Annotated in this window: 13 protein-coding genes; 5 read left to right on the top strand and 8 right to left on the bottom strand. The window is 63.0% G+C overall.

What is annotated here, in order from left to right; translation table 11 throughout:
* The first annotated feature begins 239 nt into the window (after nt 1-239).
* Complete coding sequence (locus OJ996_RS07315) at nt 240-3,221, top strand: RICIN domain-containing protein (protein WP_264512767.1); 2,982 nt, start codon at nt 240-242, stop codon at nt 3,219-3,221.
* Between the two features lie 52 nt (nt 3,222-3,273).
* Here OJ996_RS07315 and OJ996_RS07320 read toward each other — a convergent pair whose 3' ends face one another.
* Nucleotides 3,274-3,798, bottom strand: a complete 525-nt coding sequence (locus OJ996_RS07320) for a hypothetical protein (RefSeq protein ID WP_264512769.1) — start codon at nt 3,796-3,798, stop codon at nt 3,274-3,276.
* Nucleotides 3,799-3,892: 94 nt separating this feature from the next.
* Between OJ996_RS07320 and OJ996_RS07325 the strand changes: the two genes are divergently transcribed.
* Nucleotides 3,893-6,631: a DEAD/DEAH box helicase gene (locus OJ996_RS07325; RefSeq protein ID WP_264512771.1), complete on the top strand. Its 2,739-nt coding sequence runs from the start codon at nt 3,893-3,895 to the stop codon at nt 6,629-6,631.
* Here the strand turns inward: OJ996_RS07325 and OJ996_RS07330 are convergent.
* Genes OJ996_RS07330 through OJ996_RS07340 form a run of 3 tightly spaced genes read right to left on the bottom strand, consistent with a single transcriptional unit; the run spans nt 6,628 to nt 9,595 of the window.
* On the bottom strand, nt 6,628-7,233 hold the full coding sequence (locus OJ996_RS07330; RefSeq protein ID WP_264512773.1) for a nucleotidyl transferase AbiEii/AbiGii toxin family protein: 606 nt from the start codon (nt 7,231-7,233) through the stop codon (nt 6,628-6,630). The genes OJ996_RS07325 and OJ996_RS07330 overlap by 4 nt on opposite strands.
* Complete coding sequence (locus tag OJ996_RS07335) at nt 7,188-7,475, bottom strand: DUF6922 domain-containing protein (RefSeq protein WP_264512776.1); 288 nt, start codon at nt 7,473-7,475, stop codon at nt 7,188-7,190. The genes OJ996_RS07330 and OJ996_RS07335 overlap by 46 nt, the downstream gene beginning before the upstream one ends.
* 53 nt (nt 7,476-7,528) lie before the next feature.
* Nucleotides 7,529-9,595 (bottom strand): glycosyltransferase, encoded by a 2,067-nt coding sequence (locus tag OJ996_RS07340; protein ID WP_264512778.1) that lies wholly within the window; start codon nt 9,593-9,595, stop codon nt 7,529-7,531.
* Between the two features lie 109 nt (nt 9,596-9,704).
* On the opposite strand from OJ996_RS07340, the gene OJ996_RS07345 reads away from it, so the two are divergent.
* Genes OJ996_RS07345 through OJ996_RS07355 form a run of 3 tightly spaced genes read left to right on the top strand, consistent with a single transcriptional unit; the run spans nt 9,705 to nt 12,482 of the window.
* Nucleotides 9,705-10,967, top strand: coding sequence for a Glu/Leu/Phe/Val family dehydrogenase (locus tag OJ996_RS07345; protein ID WP_264512781.1), 1,263 nt, complete (start codon nt 9,705-9,707; stop codon nt 10,965-10,967).
* Between the two features lie 37 nt (nt 10,968-11,004).
* Nucleotides 11,005-11,535 carry a Uma2 family endonuclease gene (locus OJ996_RS07350; RefSeq protein ID WP_264512783.1) on the top strand — a complete coding sequence of 177 codons (531 nt, stop codon included), beginning with the start codon at nt 11,005-11,007 and terminating at the stop codon, nt 11,533-11,535.
* A complete protein-coding gene (locus tag OJ996_RS07355) occupies nt 11,535-12,482 on the top strand; it encodes an MDR family NADPH-dependent oxidoreductase (RefSeq protein WP_264512785.1) in 948 nt (315 codons plus the stop codon). The genes OJ996_RS07350 and OJ996_RS07355 overlap by 1 nt, the downstream gene beginning before the upstream one ends.
* On the opposite strand, the gene OJ996_RS07360 is transcribed toward OJ996_RS07355, so the two are convergent.
* The 4 genes from OJ996_RS07360 to OJ996_RS07375 form a co-directional block, all read right to left on the bottom strand.
* A complete protein-coding gene (locus OJ996_RS07360; RefSeq protein ID WP_264512787.1) occupies nt 12,483-13,904 on the bottom strand; it encodes a hypothetical protein in 1,422 nt (473 codons plus the stop codon).
* Entirely contained in the window at nt 13,897-15,012 is a 1,116-nt protein-coding gene (locus OJ996_RS07365) for a patatin-like phospholipase family protein (RefSeq protein WP_264512789.1), read from the bottom strand. The genes OJ996_RS07360 and OJ996_RS07365 overlap by 8 nt, the downstream gene beginning before the upstream one ends.
* Nucleotides 15,013-15,073: 61 nt before the next feature.
* Entirely contained in the window at nt 15,074-21,466 is a 6,393-nt protein-coding gene (locus OJ996_RS07370) for an nSTAND1 domain-containing NTPase (protein ID WP_264512791.1), read from the bottom strand.
* 72 nt (nt 21,467-21,538) lie between these two features.
* The gene (locus OJ996_RS07375) at nt 21,539-24,400 is read right to left on the bottom strand and encodes a WD40 repeat domain-containing serine/threonine protein kinase (RefSeq protein WP_264512793.1); all 2,862 of its coding nucleotides are present in this window, start codon (nt 24,398-24,400) and stop codon (nt 21,539-21,541) included.
* Between the last annotated feature and the right edge of the window lie 106 nt (nt 24,401-24,506).

The raw sequence follows: 24,506 nt of genomic DNA on the forward strand, positions 1-24,506 counted from the left end.
TGTCTGCGCTGAAAATTATCGGACGCAAGTATAACGATTCCTGCGGGCGACGGTTAGAAAAGCATTGCCCGGAGGGTCATGCAGGTGGTAGGGGCGAGCTTCGATCCTAGAGCTGCCCATTGGATCGGAACACTGCGGAAGCCATGAATTTGCGCCCTGCAATTCTATGAAATTACAACCCAACCCAAACCTGGCAGGGAGCATTTCTTGGCTTCGTGGTAACCCACTAAAAAAAGCCAATGAACTCCCGTATCAACCCGAACCACAGCAGGCGGCGGACATGGAGTAGAGCCGCAGCAGCCACAGCGCTGATCACCCTCGGCATCGTCTTCGTGCCGCGCGGTGAGAAGAACGAACATGATCCCGTCGCGACTCAGGCGAAAGCCTCGGCGCGGCCCGACAAGCCCGCACCTCCCGATCATGAGAAGGAAATGCGGCGGCTCACCGACCTTGTCGAGAAAGGCAAGGCCGCCATCCCGCTTGCGCAATTGCCTGCCGATAGTCCTCCGGTGCCCACCGCGGTGCCCGAGCGTGAACTCACCGCAAGCGCTTGGCTGAAGGACCCTCATCCGGCGATGCAGGATTTCGCCGCGTGGGCTCAACGCTACCTTGCGACCTCGGAAGCCGGCCGCAGCCTGCTTGAGGAAGAGGGTATCGCTGCCGCCACGGCACGTCGTGACGCGCTCGAAGCTCAGATCGGCTCGGATCCGCGGCGCGCGCTCGCCAATGCCGTGCCTCTCAAGGTCCGCGATCAACTTCCAGCCTCGATCCAGGCGCTTCTCGAATCCCGTGTCGATGGTTTCGGGGATCTCTCGATACTGAACGTGATGGCGGTTCCCGGTGGCGAGCCGATTCCGCCGGCCGATCGTGTCGCTGTCGATGGTAACTTCTACGAGGCCTTCCGCTACGGCAATCGCGAGAACGTCTCGTGGATGCGGGACATCTCGCTGCACGGCATCGTCCTCGATAACAAGATGGCTGTCCTCGATAGCCCGGTGCGGATGCTCGAAGAGGGTGAATCGCTTGACGGCGAGGTGGTGAACGAAAGCTGTCCGGTCTCCGGCGAGACGGTCGCGAAGGCGGGAACAGGAATCGTGCCGCAAGGCAGTAGCACCCTCTTCCAGCTCGGCCGCGGTATCTATGAAGTCTGCGAACCGGAACACGTGATCAATGTGGAATCCGGGATCGTGGCGAGCGAGAAGGCGAACGAGCCTACCGGCCAAACGCTTGCGGATCTCGGCCTGCACACGCTGTGCATGCCCAAGCCGCAGGCACTGGGAGACAGTGCGGTGTCGGGTTCGGTCGGCTATCTCGGCAAGCCGCCGACCAGCATGACCTTCGGCGGGAAGAAGATCCTGATCATGCGCGTGCAGGCAAACGACACCGGCTTTCCGGCCAATGGCAGTCCCACCGACTTCAACAACATGGTCTACGGCGCCGGCGGCTTCGATGTCCGCATGCGCCGCATCTCCTACAACAACACGTGGATTTCGCAATCCGACGTGACGCCGGTGATGACCCTGCCGCAGCCGCGAACCTACTATGTGGGCAATCCCCTCGGCGCCGGCTACGACTGCAACCGCTGGATCACGGATGCCAAGAATGCCGCGCAGGCGTTGGGCTACAATCTCTCCAGCTACGCGCAGCTGATCGTCGCGCACGAAAGCTACAATACCGGTGCCGCCGGTCTGGCATGGGCGGGCTACATCTTCCTCAATGGTTTCTTCGGCGTGGAGGTGACGTTGCACGAATACGGGCACACCTTCCGGCTGCCGCACGGGAACTCCTGGTACGCGACGGATGGCAACCCGATCTCCGCGAGCAAGCAGCATCGCGAGTATGGCGATGCCGCGGACCCGATGGGCAATGCCTGGGGTGCCAACCAGTACAACAGCTTCAATCCCTACTATAAAAACATCTGTAGCTGGCTCCCCGACAGCGCGGTCCAGACCGTGAATCGCAGCGGCACCTATCGTGTCTATCAGCACGATGGCTCGACGGCGCTGAATCGCACCGTGGCCATCAAGATCGGCCGCGACTACGAGTACAACTATTGGCTGGGCATCCATGGCGATCCGATCGCCCAAGGCAACTTCAACAACGGCGTGGCTGTTTATGCGGTGTCCTCGTTCAAGTTTTCGGATAGTCACCTGCTGGACTTGAACAACCCGGGCGATGATAACCGGGACAATGCCCCGCTCGCGGTGAACCAGACCTGGTATGACTCGGCGGCGGATCTCACGATCAAGACCGTCGCGGTGGGAGGTACGAATCCCAATCGTTATGCGGATGTGCAGATCACCTTCGGTCCGCGCAATACCGCGAACTATCGTCCCTTGGTCAGCGGCGGGGTCTATCGCTTCAAGAACCGCAACAATGGCAAGTATCTCGGCATCGCCGGGAATAGTTCGGCCAACGGCGTGCCACTGACGGTATTCAACGCAACGAACACCGCTGCGGAAAACTGGGTGGCTTGGCGCGAGAGCGATGGCAGCTATCGTTTCAACCACCAAGGCACCGACAAGTGGATGGACGTGGACAACAACGGCCAGGGCGATGGTCCCGAGATCTGGCAATACACTGGAAACACCAGCGACGCGCAGCGCTGGTACATCGGCCAGAATCCCGACGGGCACATCTACTTCACCCACAAGGGCACGGACGGCAAGGTGATCGACATGGATCCCGGTGGCGTCAACGACGTGCATCAGTGGGGATGCTTCGAGGCCACTTGGCAGCAGTGGTATCCGGAGCTGGTGGGAATGAGCCCGGGCACCTACCGGCTTATCCCGCGTCATGCCCAAGCCCAATGCCTGGATATTTCAGGTGGTGGCACGAACAACGGCGCCGGCACCATCTTGCAGCAGTGGAATGCCAGCGCGAACCAGAGGTTCACCCTGAGCGATGTGTCCGGTTTCGCGGGCCGCATCCGGTTGACACCCACCTCCGCGACGGCCAAGGCGCTCGATGTGAATGCCTCGGGCACTGCCAATGGCACCAAGCTCCAGCAGTGGGATTGGCTGGGCACCGGCAATGCCGCGCAACGCTGGGCCTACACCCGCACGGACGGCAACTGGCTCCGCTTCACCCCGGATTGTGCGACGGGTAGCTGCATGGAAGTGAGCGGCAACGACAACCAGTTCGCCAATGGCAGCGTGGTCCAGCTCTGGCAATTCACCGGCGCGGTGGACCAGCAGTGGCGCTTCGCCGATTCTGACTGAGACTGATTGGACAGCGCATCGCGGCCCCGGGAGGAGACTCCCGGGGCTTTTTTTACTCGATCGAGACCGGCCAGTGCGCCGTCTCCCAAATCGCCGCGCAGACCGCGGTGATGAGCTGCTCCATTCTTTTGGCGCGGATCTTCGAGCCCTTCTCGCGGCCCATGCTTTCCAGGATATCGGCCGCGGTAGCAGCCACTTGCTCCTGCGCGGTTTCCACGAAGAGCCCTTCCAGGCGGTCTTCCATTTCCTCCCCGGGCACCCGGTTCGCCATCTTCAGGTCATACCAAGAGGACATCCGGAAAGCATCCGGCTCGTAGTCCTTGCCCACGGTCGGATGCATCGCCCCGAGCGCCATGATTGTCACCGTGAAGACCGCCTGCAGCTCGTCGTCATTGAGCGACTCGTCCAGATCGGCCAGCTCCTCGAGCAGGTCGCCCAGCCGGATCTCCAGACGATTCCACAAGGCCGGGTCCCCGATCACCGCATCCATCCGCTTCTGCAACAGATCACCCTTCAGCAGCGGCTGGGAAGGTGGGGGATCGAGCGGGGCGTCCTCGTAGTCATCGTCGGGTTCCATGGTCCCAGCGTGGGAAGCGCCACTGCTTCCGTCCATTCTGAAAAGCGTCGCCGGATGGCCGTTACTTACCCTCGACTCCGCACGCGGCTGCGGCATGCTCAGCGGCCCTTTGGAAAGCCAGCCCGACATCCACGGATTCTTCGACGACGAGCTCTGGAAAGAGCGCTTCGAAGAGGAGTGCGCGCAAGCCGGGCATCGGCTGCGGCCTAAGGTGCGCGAGCTGAGTGGCGATTGGGTGGATGCGGATAGTTTCACCCTCAAGGCGAGCATTGCGGGCGAATCCTGCGAGGTGTCCCTCTGGCCCTCCGGCAGCGACTGGGATTTCGAGAGTAACTGTAGCTGCGAGACGGGCCGCTTCTGTGCGCATGCGGCGGCCCTCCTCGAAGAAGCGGGAAAGGGGAAGAATCTCTCCCGCCTGCTCGACGGCCTTTCGGCACGCACAACGGCGCCCTCGTCGTCTGCGGTTTCTACGATTGCTCCTGAAGATCTTCCCCACGTCGAGTTCAAGCCGGGCTTCGTGCTCACGATCCTTCGCGAGCCCACCGAGACGAAGGTCGTGCGGTTGCTGCTTCAGGCGCTCAAAATCCCGGATGCCGGCGACTGGGTCGTCGCGCGTCCCCACGCGATCTACGGTGAACATCGTATCCCGCTCGGCGGCATTCCCGGGCCTCGTGAACACCGGGTCGATACCTCAAAGGGGCCGCTGGTCATCCGCCGTGATATCGCGGCGGAGATGAATGCAATCCTTACCCTCCAGCAGGCCGGTCTCGCCAGTCTTGCGGGGCATTCGCAGTTCCGCTTCTTGCTCGGGTTGGCGGGGAAAGGGAAGCAAGGCACGCCCTCGGAGGCTGGCCTCTGGTTCCCGAATCCCAGCCATGGCTCCTTGGCGGAATTCTGGCCATGGCTGCGCGCGACCGGTGCTGCTTCCTTGGAAGCCGCAGGTTGGGCCGTGGTCTTCGATCCGGAGGTCGGGCATGAGGTGATCGACCTCGATCCCGATGGCTTCATCTACACCCTCGAAGATGATGGCTCGGGATGGTTTCATCTTTCCGTGGGCTTCGAAGTCGGCGGCAAACAACTCGATCTCCTTCCCATCCTCGCCCAGCTCCTCGACCGCGGTGCGATGGAGACCACGCTTGAGTTTCCGGCGGACGGACATTTCCTGCATCATCTCGAGGACGGTCGCGCCTTGCGCCTGCCTTCCGCGCGCATCCGCAAAATTCTGAAGCAGTTCGCCGCGTTGATCGATCCACGCCGCTTCAAGGGCAGCAAGCTCCGGCTCCACCCGCTCGACGCGGCGGCCATCGCCACCTCGGAAGAGCTCGGCATCCAGGCGCCCGAACGCTTGGCCGAACTCGCGCAGAAGCTGGGGAATTTCGCCGGCATCGAGAAGATCCCTTCTCCCCCCGGCATCAAGGCCGAGCTCCGGGAATACCAGGCGGAGGGCTACCACTGGATGCAGTTCCTCGCGCGCCATGAGCTGCACGGCATCCTCGCCGATGACATGGGTTTGGGCAAAACGCTCCAGACCATCACCCACATCCTCGCCGAGAAAGATTCCGCCCGCTCGAAGGGCAAGCCGGCCCTGGTCGTCGCACCGACCAGCGTGGTGCCGAACTGGCGGGCGGAGGTGCAGAAGTTCGCGCCCTCGCTCCGCATCCTCATGCTGGATGGACCGCAGCGTAAGAAGTACTTCCGCTCGATCCCTTACGCGGATCTCGTCCTCACCTCCTACGCTCTGATCCAGCGGGATATCGACAAGCTCAAGGAACACTCCTTCCACCTCGCCGTTCTCGACGAGGCACAGTACGTCAAGAATCCCGCCTCCAAGATGGCACAGGCCGTCTGCCAGCTCGATGCCCGCCATCGTCTCTGTCTCTCGGGAACTCCGGTGGAGAATCACCTCGGCGAACTTTGGAGCCTCATGCGCTTCCTCATGCCGGGATTCCTCGGCGGGCAAGAGGACTTCAACCGCCGCTTCCGCACTCCTATCGAACGCGATGGCGATGAAGACCGCCGCGCCGCGCTCAAGACACGCGTCGCCCCGCTCATTCTCCGCCGGACGAAGGACCAAGTCGCGAAGGAACTGCCTCCGAAAACCATTCTCATCCACCCGGTCGAGCTCAATACCGGTCAGAAGGACCTCTACGAAACCGTGCGCGCCACCATGGACAAGCGCGTCCGCCAGGCGATCGCGATCAAGGGCCTCGAGGGATCGCGCATGGTGTTCCTGGAAGCTCTGCTCAAGCTCAGGCAGATCTGCTGCGAGCCGAAGCTGCTCAAGTTCGAAGGCGAATCGAAGCTCGAAGCCGAAGCCGCTGGCTCGGCGAAGCTCGATTACCTCGTCGAGCTATTGGAGACATTGATCGAGGAAGGCCGTAGGATCCTTCTCTTCTCCCAGTTCACCTCCATGCTCGAGATCATCGAGGGCCTCCTCCAAGTACGGAAGATTCCGTACCTCAAGCTTACCGGGGAGTCCAAGAACCGCGGCGAGTTGGTAGAGAAGTTCCAGGGCGGTAACTATCCAGTCTTCCTGATCTCGCTGAAGGCGGGTGGCACCGGCCTCAATCTCACCGCGGCGGATACCGTGATCCACTACGATCCATGGTGGAACCCCGCCGCCGAGGCCCAGGCTACCGACCGCGCCTACCGCATCGGGCAGACCCAGCCGGTCTTCGTCCACAAGCTCATCTGCCAAGGCACCGTCGAGGAACGCATCCACCAGCTCCAAGCGAAGAAAAGCCAGCTCGCGGACTCGCTTCTCTCCGACGCCGCCCGTGCTGCCGCTCCGGACGAGATCACTTTGTCCGCCTTGCTGGCTCCTTTGGGTTAAAGTCTGCGGAGCGCATCGGTAATCTTCTTCTGAACTTCAGCCCACGAATCTCCATTCAGTGAGATGGGATCGGGTTCCAGTTCCGCATCCTCGAACCAAGCCATGCTGCGCAGGACGATAAAGCGGTCCGAGTTCCGGTACTTGCTTTCGAAGTCCGTCATCATTTCGTCGAGCGACCGATGTTTGAGTAGCTCGCATAGATCGAAGAAATCCTTCTTCGATCCCCGGTTTGCAATCGCGTTCAGCTTCATCGCCGTCACGTCGCGGATCGAAAGCATCGCAACGCCATCGATGTGATCAGGCTTCGCGAGGAGGGGGTAAGCGTGACGAAGGAAATCCAGCTTCACACCGCCTGCATCCAGCGTCAGCGTTCCCGTGCTCCGGCCAACCACGTTCGCACCTGCCATGTTCAAGGCCGTTTGGAGTTGTTCGGGTTCAAAAGTATCCGTGGCAAAGAAATCAAGGTCCACGGAAAGGCGATGCCCGAAACGCAAGGCGAGCGAGGTTCCTCCCCCAAGCTGGAAAGCACGCAACTCCTCTCGCGTGGCAAGTTGCTCTAGCAAGAGCCGGACTGCGACGGGGATGGCATCAAGGTGGAGCATCGGAAGGAAGAAGCGGGTAGATCGAAGATGGCCCGGCAGAACGCAAAGGCACGAGGATCCAGTGTTCTCAGGCGCGTTACCGTCTCACGTAGCCGGGGTTTGCCATAGAGATCGACGATAAGTCTCCAGTCGTTCCAGTAGCCATGTTCCAAGACCCTCCGCACCAGCCAAGCCTCGTGCTTCTCGGGATCGATCTCCCGAGCATCCACATCCCAGAAGAGATGCTTTGATAGGGGCGGCATGCATCCATCATAGCCCCCACGGCTGGGCGGGGAAGAACGAAGATGCGCCGCTTCTAGTTCCGCTTCCGGAACTGGCCCAGAGCGGAGGGCACCGTTCCCCACACTCGCGCTAGAACGGATCTCCCGCCGCCATCGCCTCGTTCTGCAGCGAGCAGAATCCGGGTGCCGCTCTTCTCCACGTCCCATGTTCCGCTGGATTCCCCTGGCTGCCAACCCTGTGCGAGAAGGTCCTCCAAAAAGTCTTCCCTCGATGCTCCATTGGCGGACCAAAGGGAAAACTCGATACCCGGTCCCAATCCCGACGAGTCGTCGTGGCTCTTGGCAGGGCGCCACCATCCACGGCAGCGAAACCAAGCCCGGATCCGCGGTTGTAGGTTGGAGACCAGATCGAGCTGTGTTCTCGATAAAAGATTGTCGAACCGCGTATCCAGGGGGCGCAGCGGCTGCATGCGATCCACCACGCCCTGATAGCCCGCCAGACCCATCTGCCCGTAGTAAATGATCGAGCCCTCCACCGCCCTCACCGGTCCGCCCGAGTAGACAAAGCCCTCCCACTTCGCATCACCATTGGAGGTGAAACGCCGCGGATGCTTCGCGATCAGCAGCGCCTCCGCCTTGCCGTAGCCGATCTGCTGCCGCAGGTAGCCGCGCAGCGCAGGCCGGCGGTGATGCCACACGAAGGCGGTCGGCGCGAAGCCCAGCCGGTAGCCCTTGTCCCGCAGCCGCCAGCAGAAATCCACATCGTCGCCCGCGGTCTTGAACTGCGGATCGAATCCGCCGATGTCGAAGTACGCCGTACGTCGTACCGCGATGTTGCAGCCGGGTAGATGCTCCGCCTCTTCGTCATCCAGCATCACATGGCTGGGAGCACCCGGCGCTGCCGCGACCACGGCCTCCACCGCATCTTTCGGTGGCGGTGGTAGGTTCGGCCCGCCGACCCCATCCCAGCCTTTGGCGAAGGCGGTCGCCAGGCCTGCCAGCCAGTCGCGATCCGGCTCGCAGTCGTCATCCGTGAAGGCCACGAACTCGCCCGTCGCCGCCTCTGCCCCGGCATTGCGCGCGGCGCTCAGGCCTGAGGGCTCCAGCCGGATCAGGATCGCGCCGGGGAATTGCTTCTCCACCAGCCCGGCAGTGCCGTCGCTTGATCCGTCATCCACCACGATCACCTCGTGCGCGGACAGCGACTGCTTCTCCAGCGCCTTCAGACAGGCCCCGATCCGCGGCCTGCCATTCCGCGTGCACACGATCACCGAGATCTTCGCATCCGGGGTTATCGGGGGCTTCACGGCAAAGGCCTTGGCCACTGCCGGGAGTGCCGGCTTCGGCCGGCCATCGCGATCGACCAGGCCGAAATCCCAGTCCTTCACCTCCAGCCCCGCATTCCACCAGCGGTCGCTCCACGCGTAGATCGTGAGCCCCGCCGTGCCTTCCTCTCTCATCGCACGGATGCCCCACGCGAGGGTCTCCGCCTGCCGTTCCAAGCCGTTGCGGCGGGAATCCAAGCCAAATTCCGAGATCATCACCGGACGATCTCCGGCGATGTGGTGGAGCCGCCGCAGATACTTCCGGAAAGCCCCCTCGTCCTCCAAGTACACGTTGAAGGCCGTGAAGTCGGCATTCTCGGGCTCGAGGTATTCCGTGCTCGGGTAGTTCCCGTAGCACCAGAGCAGTCCCGGCCGCAGTTCCTTTCCTAAGGTGATCACGCTCTCGAGGGCTTTCCGAACCTTCACCGGGCCCATCCATCGCACCAGGTCGGCAGGTACCTCGTTGGCTACGAATACCGCCGCCAGAGCCGGATGGTCCTCCAGCGGTCGCAGCGCCTCGGCCAGCGACACCTTGGCTGACGCCAGGATTCGCTCGTCCTTCAAGAAATCCACGGCTTGCGGCCATTTCAGCCCGCCCATCACCCGCAGCCCGTGGGCCAGCGCCGCATCCAGCAGATTGCGCGTCGGCATTTCGTACAGGCGCAGCGCATTGAAGCCCGCCGCGGCAATTCCTTGGAAATCCGTGCTGAAGTCCTCCGGCCAGCCTCCGGGGAAGGGGCCGTAGGTCACGGCGCGCACGGCGATGCGGCTTCCTCCGGCACGGAAGAATTTGCCATCGACGCACAGGGCCTCCATCGGGGCGAAACCCTAGGCGGCGCGGCGGAAGTTCCAAGCTCCAAGCGCGATCAGGCCGCGCTCCAAACGATTCGTTTGGCAAGCCGCCGATCGTGGTTAGAAAGGACTCATGCGCGAAGAGCTCCTCCGGAACCCGGTTTTCTCGATGGCGGCCACCCAGTTCGACCTCGTGGCGGACTTCCTCGGCCTGAATGACGAGATCCGGGAGCGCACCAAGTGGCCCAAACGTCTGATCACCGTGACCGTGCCGATCCGTCATGACGATGGTGCCGTGAAGGTCTACTTCGGCCACCGGGTGCAGCACCACCTCACCCGCGGCCCGGTGAAGGGCGGCCTCCGCTATCATCCGAATGTCGATCTCGGCGAGGTCGCGGCCCTGGCCATGTGGATGAACTGGAAGTGCGCCCTCATGGACCTGCCCTTCGGCGGGGGCAAGGGCGGCATCACCTGCGACCCACGCAAGATGAGCATCGGCGAACTCGAGCGCCTCACCCGCCGCTACACCATGGAGATGATTCCCTTCATCGGGGAGGACATCGACATCATGGCGCCGGACATGGGGACGAACGAACAAACCATGGCATGGATGACGGACACTTACTCCACCCATGCCGGCCGACTGATTCCCGGTATCGTCACCGGCAAGCCGATCGGCCTGCAGGGTTCCGCCGGGCGCACCCAAGCAACCGGCCATGGCGTCGCCTTCCTCGCCTGCCGTGCATTGAACAAGCTCGGCATCAAGCTCACCGACGCCACGGCGATCGTTCAGGGTTTCGGCAATGTCGGCTCGCATGCCGCCTACGGACTCTCCAATTCCGGGGTGAAGATCACCGGCATTTCGGATGTCACCGGAGCGATCTGGAATGCGAATGGGATCGATACCCGCAAGCTCCGCGATCATGTCGCCGCGCGCGGAAGCATCGCGGGATTCACCGAGGCGGATCCCATCGATCCTGCCCTGCTTCTCACACAGCCTTGCGATATCCTCGTTCCGGCTGCGACCGACATGGTGATCACCGGTGACAATGCACCGCAGTTGAAATGTAGGATTCTCGCGGAGGGTGCGAATGGTCCGACCACTCCTGAGGCGGACAAGGTGATCGATGCCCGCGGGGATATTTTTGTGATCCCGGACATCCTCTGCAATGCGGGCGGCGTCACCGTTTCTTATTTCGAGTGGGTGCAAAATCTCCAGCGCTTCCAGTGGTCCGAACGCGAGGTGCTGACCAAGCTGGAAACCATGCTGGAGAGTGCCTTCTCGCGGGTGCTGGTCTTTGCCGAACGCAACAAATTGTCGCACCGCATGGCCGCGCAGTCGCTTGCCGTGAAGACCGTCGCCGATGTCAAGGCACAGCGCGGCCTCTTTCCCTGAACTTGCCGCCATTCGTTTGACCTGCTAGCTTCCCACCGTGAGCCTCGCGATCCAACTGCCGCCGCGGGAGAACCAGATGGAGTTCAATCTCCGCATCTGGGAGCAATTGCTTGCCGATCCGGTGCTGGCGAAGATCGAGGGTCGCATCGAAACGGACCGGCATGGCCGTATCATCATGACTTCTCCTCCCGGGCCGTCCCACGGCAGCAAACAAGCAGAGATAAGCTATGTTCTTCGCGTCCTTCTGAGTGGCCGCGTTGTCACGGAATGCCCGATCTCCACCTCGGATGGCGTCCGAGCTGCCGATGTCGCTTGGTTTTCCGATCTCCGTTATGCGCGGGCTTTCGACCGCCGCTGCTTCCTCGAAGCTCCCGAGATCTGCGTGGAAGTGATCTCTCCCGGGAACACGAAGGCGGAAATGGAGGAAAAGATGGCGCTCTATTTCGATGCGGGAGCCATCGAGGTTTGGTTCTGCGATGAAGACGGGCGGATGCGCTTCCATTCCCCGCAGCAATCCTTGGAGAAGTCTTTGCTCTGTCCTGATTTCCCGGCGATGATCGAAGCCTGATGCAGGCACTACGATTTCATCAGTTCGGCAAGCCCCTCGAAGTGCTTCGCTTGGAGGAGCTCGAGCTTCCGCCGCTGAAGCAGAATGAGGTCTGTCTCAAGATGCTCGCCGCGCCGGTGAACCCGGCGGACCTCAATCTCATCGAAGGCACGTATGGAGTGAAGCCGCCCCTGCCTTCGACTCCCGGGATTGAAGGTTGCGGGGAAGTTGTGGAAAGCACTTCGCCGGACTTCGCGCCAGGCGACCGCGCGATCATTCTCCGCCGGGCAGGAAGCTGGGCCTCGCATGTTCAGATCGATGCGGCATCGCTCTTCAAGCTTCCCTCCGGCCTCGATCCTGCCCAAGCCGCGATGCTGAAGGTGAACCCCGCGACCGCGTGGCGCTTGCTCACCGGCTTCGGGATGCCGGAGAAGGAATCATGGGTCGTGCAGAACGCCGCGAACTCCGCGGTGGGTCGCTGCGTGATCGTGCTGGCGAAGCAACTCGGCCTACACACCATCAATCTCGTGCGGCGGGCGGAGTTGGTCGGGGAGCTCGAAGCCTTGGGTGCCGATGTGGTTGCCCTTGATGACGACGTCGCGGTCGCGGCTCACGGTGACAAGGCTCCCGTTCTTGCTTTCAATTGTGTGGGGGGCGAGAGCGCGCTCCGACTCATGAATCTCCTCGCGCCCGGTGGCACCCACATCACCTTCGGTGCCATGGCCCGGCGTCCGCTCAACGTCCCGAACGGGCTTCTCATTTTCAAGAATCTCAACCTCCGCGGTCTCTGGATCACGAAGTGGATCGAGGCTGCCTCTTCCGAAGAGATTCGGGAAGTTTACGGACGTCTCGCTACCAGCGGTCTGCATATGCCGGTCGATCGCCTCGTTCCTTTGGCGAACTACCCGGAAGCATTGGAGGCTCTCGCCTCACCGGAGCGGAACGGGAAAGTACTACTGGTTCCGTAGCTAGCGCTTCCGCTTGCCCCGCGTGCCCGCCCACTCCCAGAGCTCCGTCAGTAACAGCCTCTCGCAAGAAGCCACCACGGCGGCCGCCGTGGTGTAGCACTTGGCTTCCATCAGCTCGGCCCGTTTCTCGGTGAGTTGATCCGCTACCTGTAGATACACCTTGGCCCGTCGCTTGTGTTCGAAGAGCGGGATCATCGCCAGACACCATGCGGCGATTGCGGGCAGTACCGTTGGCAAGAAGTTGAGGACGACCCGGTTTATCCCCTCCGGTACCTGCCATTTCCACACGCCCGCCGAGATCGCGGTGGCACCCAGGATCATCGCACCGATCGAGGTGATGCGGAAGAGTGTCTGGAACACGCGCAGACGTCGTGCCGCGAGGTGACCTTTCTCCGTGAAGTAGCGGATCTGTCCGTCGAGCCTCTCTGCCAGATAGTGAACGCGGGCCGATCTCCAGTCTTGGCGCTCCCGGACCAAGTGCCAGGCCGAGCTCCGCAAAAAAGGCGCATCCTCATCGAAGAGATCCGCTGCAATGGGGCGCAATGGTGGCGCGAACGAATGTGATGCCAGCAGCGAGCGCAGTAGCTCGGCGTGGAGGCGGTCTTCCATCCACGCATCGCTGATCCGGAAACGTGCTCCCACCCACGGCAATGTTGCCGCGAGCGAGACGACCACGAACTTGATCGCGGGAGCCGCATTCTCCGCCAGCTTGAAGGCGACTAGAACCGCGGTCGCGATCGTCGCAAACTGGTTCAGCGAGATGGATCCGGCAGCGAACCAGCGCGAGCGCGGGGCGCCGTGCACGGCGCGTTGATCCAAGGTGTTGAAAAGTTTCTCCACGTTTGTTGCCGGTGGGAAAGCAGCGAACTCTTGATCGATCCAAGGGAAAGGTTTCGTTCCTTCCACCGGTCCGATCACTCCGCTACCCGCCTCGATGATCCGGAAAGGCAGCTTCCTCTCCCGTGCTTCGGAGATGGTCTCCGCGGTGCCGCCGATCCCGCGTGCCGGCTTGCCATCCCAGAAGAACAGCATCGCGTCGGAAACATCCAGGATCTCCCGCGCCGCCAGATGGTAAGCTTCCGGGGCGACTTCGTTTCCAGGTGCGATCTCAGTAAAGGTCGCGCCTTCCGTCAGCGCTTCCGCCCGAGCCCATTCCGCAGGATCGTCGAAGTCTTCTTGGAAGCGATCCTTCGGGAAGGGCAGCACCACGCTGTAGGCCAGCCCCAGCTCCCGACAGGATTCCAGGAAAATCAAGTCCGCCCCCCCCGCGGCGCTTGCCCGGCCCGTCACCACCCCTTTCGCATGCTGGCAGAAATCCCGCAGCCCGGCGAGGATCGCCGTCTTGGTTGCCACCGCATCGGCAATCGTCCGGTGACCGGCAAACCCGATCACCCAGACGCGCTGGATCTTCCCTTCAGTCATGGTCGAAGTGTTCAAGCTTCACCGCGTGCTCCGCATAGGTCGCCCCCATCTCACCGAGAAAGTCCATCAGCTCGATGTTATCCAGCGTGAAGCCCTTCTTGCTCACCTCCAGCGCGGCCTTCATCTCAGCCTCACCGATCGCCCGGTCATAGCGCGCGTAGAGAAACGCGGCTCGCGGGTTCTCGCGCACCAGCGTGCCCAGCTCGCTATCCAGCGGATCGCCGTAGCGGCATTCCCCTTGCTGGCGGCAGACCAGGTCCTGCATCCATTGCGCCGATCCGATCAGCGCGGCGGGCAACGACTTCGCTTGCGCTAACAGATGCTCGACCAGTTTACCGCCGCGGCCGGTCTTCACTCGCCCCGTGCCGACGGATACCAGGCTCATCCGCTCCTTCCCGTCCGGCCATGCCAGCTTGTATTCCGGCAGCGTGGCCATCGTGTAGAGCAGGTAGGCAGGATTGTTGAAGGGTGTCACGCCCCCGTCCTCGAAGGCGAAGACATGCTTCTTTATGCTCCCATCGATTTGATCCGTGATCTCGATCACCTCCGGCGGGAAAAAGGTCGGCGCGGCTGTGCTCGCACGCACGATCTGCCACAGCGGCAGGTCCAGGTTGCAGCCCGGCTTGCTGCGATCGTTGTAGAGCGCGCGGGGATTGTTCGACATCGGCCACGGTGAGCCAGTCGAAGCATTCCGCGTCACCACCAGCAGTAAGGTCCGAAGCTTCGAGGTTCCGAGTGTCGCCGGGGTGCCGTTGTTCTCGACGAAGAAGCTTCTCAGGAAATCGGAGATTGGTTCGCCATCGAAGCGGTTCTTGAAGATCGCCCCCAGCCCCGCCTTCGTGAACATCAGCTTGGAGTTCTCCCGATACAGCCGGATCACCTCGTTCACCGGCATGCCCCAGGAGAGGAAGGTGGCAATGATTGCTCCCGTGCTGGTGCCACCCATGTAGTGGAAGTGGTCGGCCAACACGAGGTCCGGCTTGCCGGTCTTCTCCCGCAACAGCGTTTCGATCCGTTTCGCGACTTCCAAGGAGAATAGCCCTCGGATACCCCCGCCATCGAAGGCAAGCAAGCGAGCGCGGCCGGAAGGGGGAGCCGTAAGATCCATGGGCGGGTTATCTAACGAATCAAACCGAGCAAGGCCAGAAAGGAACGAGAAATGCGAGGCTTCACTCTGCCTCCGGAAGCCCTCCCTCTTCAGGGACGGGGATGGCTGCCGGTGGTTCGCCCGCGGCTCGCTTGGCCGCGCTCAGGAGGGATTGCTTCAGCTCCTCCGGCCAGTCGATCCCTTTGACACTCTCTTCGGATCCCCACTCCGGGCTGAGCTCAAACAACTCCGCGAAGCTCTTGTCCGCCATCTCCACCCGTTGCGTTTGCTCCGCTGCACAGACAAACATGGCCAGCGTCATTTGCTTCTGTTCCTCGGGGAAAGGGATAGTGAAACCATGTTCGAGGAAGATGCCCGCTTCTTCCGGTCGGCCGTTGGTGAGAAGCATCCACGCCGCATCCAGGGTGAAGCCGGCATCCTCGGGATAGCGGGCCTTGCCCCGGTTCAAAAGCTCGATCGCCGCCGCGGGCTGCATGTCTTCCAAGACGCAGCGAGCCGCCTCCAGGTAGTCGGAGGAGATCACCGCCTTGCCTTCCGTGTCGAAGAGCTGCACCCAGCGGGCGTATCCGCCGGTGAAGTCACCGGCCGCCATGAAGTTACGGGCTTCGATCCGCAGGCAATCCGCGTTCGGTGCCCCGGCCAAGCGGGCACGCTCGACCATTGCCGATACCTGTGCATCAGCGGTCGACTCGTAGGCAAGTTGCAGGGCGCAGTGAACCATCGCGTCCCGCACCCGCTTGATCCCGAAGGTCGCCGTGGTCTCCGGTGCCAGCAGTCGCGTGGCCAGCTCCTGAAGTTGCTCGACGGATGCCTCCGGGTCCGGCTTTAGCGAGGCGACCTGTTGGTCGAGTTTCCCCATGAACTCATGGGTCTCCTTCCATGGCAGCGCTGCCTCCCAGCCGTTCGTGTCCGTGTAGTCGAGCGTCGCTTGGATGTTCGGCACCTCATCGGGCCAGATGCCGAATACCTCGGCATGCTTGCCGGATGCCCACAGCGCCCTCGCCCCCACGTATTCGGCGATCGGGGCGGGTAAATCCTTCGCAAGGGAAAGCGCTGTCGAGATCACTGCGGCATCGTCCGACTTCAGCGCCGCATGCAACGCGGCGAAGCCTGTCGGACCATGTCCATCCGCGGCCTTCATCGCCCGCTCGATGCGCTGTTGCAGCGAGCCGCCGGGTAGTGCCAGCCATGCCTTCCAAAGCCATGGAGAAGCCAAGCGATCCAAGGCCCTGTCGATCGCTTCCGGCGCGGTGGTATCGAGGCGAGCAGCGATCAGGAAATGAGCTTGTGCGAGATCGAGCTCGGCATCTGCGGGGATCTTCCCTTGTAGGAAAGCCTGCGCCTCAGGCATCTGTCCCCGCAAGGCCAAGGCCTCGGCGTGATGGATCGCGTTGCCATGAGACGGCTCCTTCTCGAATGTCGCCTGGGTCTCCGCAACCTTTGCGTCCAGCAAGGTCACGGCCTTGGCTCTCCCGGGCAGTTCGTCGATCACCACTCGCCGCCAGTCGCGCATGTCTCCTTCATTCAGCGCCTCGCGCATCAGCTTCAGCGAATCGGCGTCCAGTTGCTCGAGTGCCTTGAGATCCAGCCCGGGAAACTCGTCGTCTTCCACGCCCTCCGCGAGTTCCTTGCCAAGCCGTGCCGGATCGGTGCGAGCAAGCAGCCAGGCTGCCTGGCTCGCCTCGCCCGCCGATCGCGGATCCCCTGCCAGCTGGTGGTAGGCGACCACCTCGTCATCATGCGGCAGCGGGTTCTGGGGATCGAAGTCGTCCTCCTCCACCGGATTCTCTCCGCGCTGCCACGCATAGAGCTTGGCGTCGGATCCGGCGATGAGACCACGCAGGTAAGTCCGGTACCAGGCATTCTCGGACCCCAGATTGGCGGCCGAGCGCGCGATCTTCGGGCCCGCCCCCGGTTGGGAGGACAAACGCTCCCACAGGGGAACCCAGATTTCGGGCGACGCCGTACGCGGAGCCAGCGCGGCAATTCGATCTAACAGGACCTGCGCTCCCGGCACCACCGCTTCGAGATCGCCGCTGTCGATCCCGGCCGCCAGCTCACGCCGCCGTTCCGGGGAATAAGACATCATCGACCGGGATCCTTCCGCGAAGCCCGTTCCCGCCAAGGCTCCGGCGAGTGCCCGCACCGCCGCCAGCTGCTTCGGATCCAGTCCCGCCGGACGTGCCAGCGGGAGTATCGCTCCGTCTCCCAAAGAGAGGGCGATCGCGCCGTCCTTCTCCACGAACTCCATCGGCTTCCCCGGAGATGGAACTACCAAACCGGAGATCAATGCCCGCCCGTTCTTCAAGGACCAGAGATCCAACCTGCCCTCGCGACGGTATGCCAGCCAACCGCGTGTTGGCTCTTCCGCCCAGTCCTGCGGAAGATCGTTATCCCACCCGCTCCAGCGCTCCGCCACGCTCATCGGCAGCGTAATGATCCGGGAGAAATCTTTCTCATCGAAGAGATGCACTTCATCAGATGTCGCCACCGCCAGTGCCCCTAGCGATTCCACATGATGCAGCGAGAGAGACTCCACCACCGGGATCGTCGCAACTCTTCGGAATCCCTTTTCCGATGCATCGGCAATCACCACTTCGCTGATTCCCATCGCGGCCACGCGATGCGTGTCTCCCAGGAAGATGAGCCCGCTGATCTGATCCACCGGTTCCAGATCACTTGTTAGAGAGCCGCTGGCGGTATCGTTCACCACCATTCCGGAAAAGGAATACCCACCGCTTCCCGAGCTGTAGCCCCCTTGTACCACGAAGGACTCGTCGGCCGGACGCACCGCATACATCGGATACATCCAGTTCGGATGCGCCTCAAGCGACACGTCCTTGCCTTCCTTGTCCTTCAATCTCCAGTCGTGACCCCGGTGCTGCAGGTCCGAGTTCCTTCCCTTGTCTTCGGTCACCCAGCCGTTGTCACTCGTCGTTTCGTCCTCCTTCTTCTCCGCGCTCGGGAAGCTGTAACCGATGCGCGGCAGCACCTCGCGAATCTCCAAGGTCCCCGACGAGCTACCCACCGCCACACGGTTGCCCGAGAATGCCACGGATTCGATCTGCGCATCGGCGCGCACCGGTGCTCGCGGTGCCTGTTCAATGCCATTGATGTCTCTCGTCTCAAGTCGCGTGCCTACCACCTTCAGCGGCGGCGTGGAGTCCCGCGCATCACCCGCATAGTTTTCCCAGAACGGCGATAGCGCCCGTGCCCACGGAAAGCGCTCGGTGAGTGCTGTCGACCCGGTCCAGCGATCATCCGCACCGTATCCCGCGCTCTGCAGCTCGATGTAGCCCTCCTCCGGCTTGGCCGCCACGGCATAGACTTCGCATGGTGACGAATCCTTATCCTCCCGTGTCATCGTCGCCAGCACTTGGCCTCCATCGGGACTGAAGACCGCGGCCTTGAAGGTGCTCAGGGTTGTCCCTCCCCGCAACACCGGTGCCGCGGGATTGATCGGCATCTCTACCAACGATCCATCCGCGGAAACCACCCGCAAGCGCGTGGCGTCGAGCTGCGCCGCCAGCGGTGCCGGACCGCCGGAGATCGGCTCGGATTCACGGATCACCTTTCCCCGTGTAGTGTCGATGATCCGCCAGACATATGGCGAGGCTGCAGCGGCGTCCTCCTCCAGCTTCGCAGGAAAGCCGAGCAGCAACCCGTCCGGCGACCACGCGAAGCAGCTCGCGGGAATCGCATGTGCGCTAGACACGGGCAGACGCGCGATCATCCGCATCGTCTCCGCATCGCAGAGATCCGCATCTTCCAGGAATTTGTAAGCCCGCTGCAGGATCAAACGCTTGCCGCTCGGCGCCACCGAGAGATTCAGCGTCACTTCTCCCCAACTCGGGGAGATCATCCCTTCGATCGCGGTCTTCTCCAGATCCCAGCGCAGCGTCGTATTAAAGCCGGCACCGCTCGATGACGAATCCGTGGATGCGAAGAGCGTGTCGCGATCCGGTCCGAAGCTTAGAGCTCGAAGCGGCAGCGGATGCTTCAGGGTCAGCTCCGGGAAGTTCCATGCCGTATGCCGCAGCGTGCCTAATAGAAGCGCCTGCGCGTCCAGGTTCTCCGGATCGCTCTCCAGCGCTGCCAGCAGATAGGGCAGCGCCTCGTCCGATGCTCCGCTTGCCACCCGTGCCGCACCGGCATCGAAGTCTGCCGCTGCCAGAGAGCGCCGCGTTTCGGCCGCTGAGTTGTTAGCCTTGTCCTCGGCCACCTCCGCCTGCTGCTGCTTCTCTCTCGCGACCATCCCCAGAGCGCCCGCACCGATTGCAAGACCCGCAAAGACCACGGTCGCTCCTTGGAACATCCGTAGCTTCCGTCGCGCCCGGATCCGCGATACCCGCACCAGATCCTCCTCATCCTCGCTCAAACGGAAGACCCCGCTTGAGGTCACCCGCTCCGCCTCGGCCAGTCGGCCTTCTGTTAGATAAAAGCGCGTGGACTTCCGCCCGTCCGTCCACAGCCGGGTCGCATCCTCCAGCCGCCGCCGCGCCAGCAGCAGATCGCGGTGATCCTCGATCCATTGTTTCAGCACCGGCCAGTGTGTGATCAGCGCCTCGTGCGCCAGCGTCACCACCGCGGCCCCGTTCTCCTCGCTCGTCACCAGCAGCTTCGCTTCCACGAATGCCCCGATGAATCCCGGTGCCCCCGGGTGCGCATCCTCTAACAGACTGCGCCGCGTCCTCCGCCGCGTTGCCGGGCCTTCGTTGCCCGTATCGATCGTCACCAGCTCGCCGAAGATCCGCTGCGCCGCCTCGCTCCGTGTCTCGGAGGGCAGTGCGTCGTAAGTCTCCTGCGCCCTTTTCGCGATCGCTCCAGCCAGCCCCCCCAGTTCCTCGTAGGCAGTCCAGGTCAGCACGTGATCGCGCCGCCGCTGATACAGCTCCTCCAGCGTGAACTCCAGCAGCGGCAGAGCATCATGGGCCTCCGCAGCGTCCTGATAGACCTGCTCGGAGAGATCGCGCCCGTTTTGCGGATGCCGCTCGAATTGCAGCCCCGCGGAAAGCGCCGGGTAGCGGATGATCTGGTGCAGCTCCGGCAGCTCCGGCGGGCTCAGGATGTAGCCGCCGCCATGCCGCACCAGTTGGAAGAGATCCCGGTGTTCCGGCACCCGCGGGAAGAACTCGCTCCGCATCGTCGCCACCACCCAGATCCGCCGGGACATCGCCAACGCCGCCAGCACATGGAACCACTGATCCTGCATCTCCTGGGTGACATCCTTCGCCGTGAAGATCTCCTCAAGCTGATCTACTAGGATCAGCAGCTGCGCCGGCTTGCCCGCGCTCACCCGGTCGAGTGCCGCCACGATCGCCGCGATGCCGAAGGCGATTTCCTCCGGCTTGCCCAGAGTCCGCATCAGCCGCGCGCTGTCCCACACCGCCTCTGCCTGCTTCACCGGAGATTTCGCAGCCTGCTGCTGCTTCTTTCCCCGCTTGCCCTTCGCGGATTTCGCGGATGGGGCGGGGGAGGGCGTTGAGGAAGAAGTATCGCGCAGTTTCGCCAGATCCGGCAGCGCATCCACCAGCGCCCGTGCCAGTGTCTCCAGCGGTGGCGAGGTGCCCTCTACCGGCCGCAGCCCGCAGCCGCACCAGGTGCCCACCTCCGGCAGGTAGCCTTCCGCCATCAGGCGCGGGGCCAGACCTGCCTTCATCAGCGAGGACTTCCCGTAGCCGGAGCCACCGTAGATCAGCAGGAAGGCATGCCCTGCCGCGTGATTTTCCTTTAGCTTCGCCAGCGCCTCGGAGATCGGCCGGTTCCGTCCGAAGAAAAGCGGCGCATCCTCGAACTCGAAGGCCCCCAGCCCCTTGAAGGGCGAGCCCTCCAGCGGCAGCGGTCGCACCGCCTCCTCCGCCAGCCCGCGCTGGAAATGAATATGCCGCAGCAGCAGCTTCTCCAGATGCTGCTCGAACAGCGATGAGAACTCGTCCACCGACTCATACGGCGAGAAGGCCCGGCGGATCGTCTTGTCCTTATTGAAGAAGAAGCGCTCGCAAAAGGCATCCAGCTTCTTCCTCTGCTCCTTCCGCGCCCCCTCCTGCGCCGGATCACCCGTCGGCGGCTCGCTTATCCGGCGATACACCAGAATATCCGGCTTCGCCTTCGTCGGGTCCTTCTTCGCCCTCTCCTCGAAGGCCTCCGTCGCCTCCTCCAGCTCCCACTCCGTGCCGGAGTCGAAGCGCGTCCCATCCTTCCGGTTGAACTGCGAGGGCAAGGGAGACCCCAGCCGCGACCACAGGATCCCCACGAAAAGATCGCAATCGGAAGGGCGGATCAGCTCCTCGTTGAAATGGGCCGTCGCCCGCAGCGGCTCCTTCTCCCACAGCACTGGCTCCAACCGGATGAAGTTCCAGTAGCGCGCTTGCAATCGCTCCACGATTCTCCCGACGGCTTGGCGTTCGTCGCGAACGTCGCCGGGGGAGCTGACAAAGAGGGTGAGGACCTGCATCCCGCACGGAGTAAAAACCGCCGGGGCGGAAATTTCTAACTACGATTTCTCCGCAAGATTGTCATTGGTCGATCAATCTACCCAATCCATCCCCATTCTCGCCAGCTCCGCCCTCAACCCTGGCAAGTCCCACAGCACCAGATTCCCGTCTGCCGTGTGTAGGCCCAGCCGCCGCCCGTCCCTACTGAATTGTAGGGTCGCCATCCCCACTTCGCCTGCCTGTTCCGGGACCGCCAGCCGGGCCAGTTCCTGCAAATCCGCGGCCCGGTGAATCACCACTGCCTGCCGCGTCACACTCGCGGCCAAGCCGCCTTCCCGATCCACGGTCAATCCCGGCGGCACCGACCGCACCAGCTCGCCTGCTTGCGACCAGTCCTCGCTGCGCCAGCGGCTCAGGGCCTTGCCACTCCACAGCCACAGCTCCCTGCCCCCGGCCGTGAATGCCGCATTGGTCACCAGTTCCGGATGCTCCAGCCTCTTCTCCAGCCTCCCATCCGGAAGGCTCCAGACCTGTGCTCCCTTGCTGCGGAAACTCCCCGTCACCACCCGCTTCCCGTCCGGGCTGAAGGCCGCACTGAAAGGATCCACCTGCGCCAGCCGCGTGAACTTCCCGTCTTTGGTACTAAGCACGCCCACGAAGTCGTCCTTCGTCTCCGGCAGATTCTGGGTCATCGCCACTGCCGATCCGTCGGCATTCATGGCCACCAGCAGCGGTCCCGGCCCGGGCCCGATTTTCTCCGGCTGGCCGATCTCCGGCCAAGCTCCGGTCTTCACCGGGATCTTCCGCATGGGCGAGTTCCAGCCGACCAGCCACAGCGCGGAGGCATCCGGTGCCAGCGCGCAGGAAAGCCATTCGCGGTCGAGCTTCGGGAACAGCCCCGCCATGCTTCCCGTGTCGGTCGCCCACAGGCGACACCCGCTTTCGTCCGTCGTCGCGGCGAACTTGCCTTCGTGATCGAGATCCAAGCTCGGGATATTCTCCGATCTCGGCTCCGCGATGCCCGGTCCCAGCACCCGCACGTTCCGCGGCCAGTCAAAGCGGAAGACACTCGTCGCGCTGCCATCGAATCGCCGCAGCTTCAGCCGCGTTCCATCGGCAGACCATTCGCCTTGGCCCGCATGTTCCGGCAAGCCGCTCAGGGCCATGACCTCCGCGGCGCAGCCCGCGTGCCACACCCTCAGCATGCCGTCGCGCGCCATGCTGATGAATTCCTGTCCGCCCTTGCGGAACATCACGGTCTCCAGATCCGCCTGATGTCCGCTGAAGCGGTGCAACAAACGGAAGCGCTGCGTGTCCCAGAGGTGGATCAGCCGGTTCGAGCTTCCCCCCGCCACCAGCAGCTCGTCCGCCCAATCGAGGCAGGTCACCGGGTTGTCATGATCCAGCCTGCCGAGCAGCTTGCCGGAAGGCAGCTCGTGGATCTCGATTGCGTTCGCGCTCTTCGGTCCCACCGGGCGCACGATTGCCACCCGCTTGCCCCGGTGATCCAGTTTGAGCAAGGGCGGCTTGTCGTAACCGCCGAATCTCGTGATCTCTCGACCGCTCTCGGTCACGATCACTTCACCCTTCTCGTGCCGCACTTCCCTGCTTCCGTCGGCGCTTCTCCTGTCGGGAACTACGGCGTCCATCGTAGTCGTTTCCAGCCGCAGCCCGGGAAGGGCCAGGCAAGCGATCGCCTCGTTGCGGATCTCGGGGAGGTTTCCGATTTTCCATGCGCTTGCCAGCGCTTGCAGCGCCGCACCCCGCGAGTTCCCCGTCGCCTCCAGCCGTAGTTCGCGTGCTTCGGCCAGCAGCGCCGTCCGTTGCTGCTCGCGGTGTTCCCGCCGCGCCACCATCAGCGAGCCCGCGACCAGGGTCGCACCAAGTAGGATCGACACCCCGAGCAGTGCCGCTACCCACGGCTTCCGCCGACACCAGCGCCAGGCGATCCCCGCCGGCGAAATCGGCCGGGCCCGGATCGGCTCGCGCTTGAGGAATCTTTCCAGATCCGCGGCCAGCTCCGCCGCGCTGGCATAGCGCTTCCGCACATCTTTCCACAGGCAGTGCAGGCAGATAGTTTCCAGATCCTGCGGCACCGCCGGATTCAACCGCCGCGGGGACAGCGGGTCGTCTTCCCGCAGTTGCATCAGGATCGCATCGATCGTCGGACCTTGGAACGGCGGGCGACCTGTTAGGAGGTGGTAGAGCAGAGCCCCCAGACCATAGACATCCGTCTGCACTCCGGTCTCGCCGCCCAGCGCCTGCTCGGGCGCCGCATAGCCGGGAGAGCCTAGGATCTGCCCGGTCCTGGTCAGGGTCGCGTTGTCACCGCTGCTCCCCAGGATCCGGGCGATCCCGAAGTCCGTGACCCGCGGCACGCCTTCCTCGTCTAACAGGATGTTTGAAGGTTTCAGGTCCCGGTGCAGCACCCCGTGCTCGTGTGCGTGTTGAACCGCTTCAGCCACCTGCTTCACGCAGCTTGCGGCGTCCCGCGAATCCATCGGGTGTTCGCGCACGAGTTGTTCCAGACTCTTGCCCTCCACATACTCCATGCTGAACCACGGCGTGCCTTCGTCCTCGCCGATGTCGTGGATCCGCGTGATGCCGGGGTGCCTCAGCCTTGCCGCAGTCTGCGCCTCGCGCAGAAAGCGCTCCCGCTGTTCCTCTCCCGCGAATTTCGCCTGCAGCAGCACCTTCACCGCGATGATCCGGTCCAGCCCCGTCTGCCGTGCCCGGTAGACCACTCCCATTCCGCCCCTGCCGATCTCTTCGTAGAGCTCGTAGTTCGCGATCCGTGTCCATGGCTGTGCCCCGTCCTCCTCGCTTGGAAGCTCCTCCTCAAGATTGCCGAAGGAAGTCTTGAAGAGGCAGCGCGAGCAATGTCCCCCATCCTCCCGCGATACTGGCAGGGGGTCGCCGCATGTCTCGCACAGCGCTGGGGAGCTCGTCGCCATCTTCTAACTACTTACTCCCTACCCGAGCTTCCCCATTACACGCCAGCCTTCGCTCCCGGGAGCGCGATCTTCAGTCCGCTTGGACGGTCGGGCGAAGCACGCTTCT

Origin of the sequence: Luteolibacter rhizosphaerae, assembly GCF_025950095.1 — a bacterium.
Lineage (GTDB): Bacteria > Verrucomicrobiota > Verrucomicrobiia > Verrucomicrobiales > Akkermansiaceae > Haloferula > Haloferula rhizosphaerae.

Bases quoted from the DNA above. Each gene is read 5' to 3' on its own strand.
- OJ996_RS07360 (WP_264512787.1), bottom strand. From the start codon at position 13,904: ATGACTGAAGGGAAGATCCAGCGCGTCTGGGTGATCGGGTTTGCCGGT.
- OJ996_RS07315 (WP_264512767.1), top strand. From the start codon at position 240: ATGAACTCCCGTATCAACCCGAACCACAGCAGGCGGCGGACATGGAGT.
- OJ996_RS07340 (WP_264512778.1), bottom strand. From the start codon at position 9,595: ATGGAGGCCCTGTGCGTCGATGGCAAATTCTTCCGTGCCGGAGGAAGC.
- OJ996_RS07345 (WP_264512781.1), top strand. From the start codon at position 9,705: ATGCGCGAAGAGCTCCTCCGGAACCCGGTTTTCTCGATGGCGGCCACC.
- OJ996_RS07330 (WP_264512773.1), bottom strand. From the start codon at position 7,233: ATGCTCCACCTTGATGCCATCCCCGTCGCAGTCCGGCTCTTGCTAGAG.
- OJ996_RS07375 (WP_264512793.1), bottom strand. From the start codon at position 24,400: ATGGCGACGAGCTCCCCAGCGCTGTGCGAGACATGCGGCGACCCCCTG.
- OJ996_RS07365 (WP_264512789.1), bottom strand. From the start codon at position 15,012: ATGGATCTTACGGCTCCCCCTTCCGGCCGCGCTCGCTTGCTTGCCTTC.
- OJ996_RS07335 (WP_264512776.1), bottom strand. From the start codon at position 7,475: ATGCCGCCCCTATCAAAGCATCTCTTCTGGGATGTGGATGCTCGGGAG.
- OJ996_RS07355 (WP_264512785.1), top strand. From the start codon at position 11,535: ATGCAGGCACTACGATTTCATCAGTTCGGCAAGCCCCTCGAAGTGCTT.
- OJ996_RS07370 (WP_264512791.1), bottom strand. From the start codon at position 21,466: ATGCAGGTCCTCACCCTCTTTGTCAGCTCCCCCGGCGACGTTCGCGAC.
- OJ996_RS07320 (WP_264512769.1), bottom strand. From the start codon at position 3,798: ATGGAACCCGACGATGACTACGAGGACGCCCCGCTCGATCCCCCACCT.
- OJ996_RS07325 (WP_264512771.1), top strand. From the start codon at position 3,893: ATGCTCAGCGGCCCTTTGGAAAGCCAGCCCGACATCCACGGATTCTTC.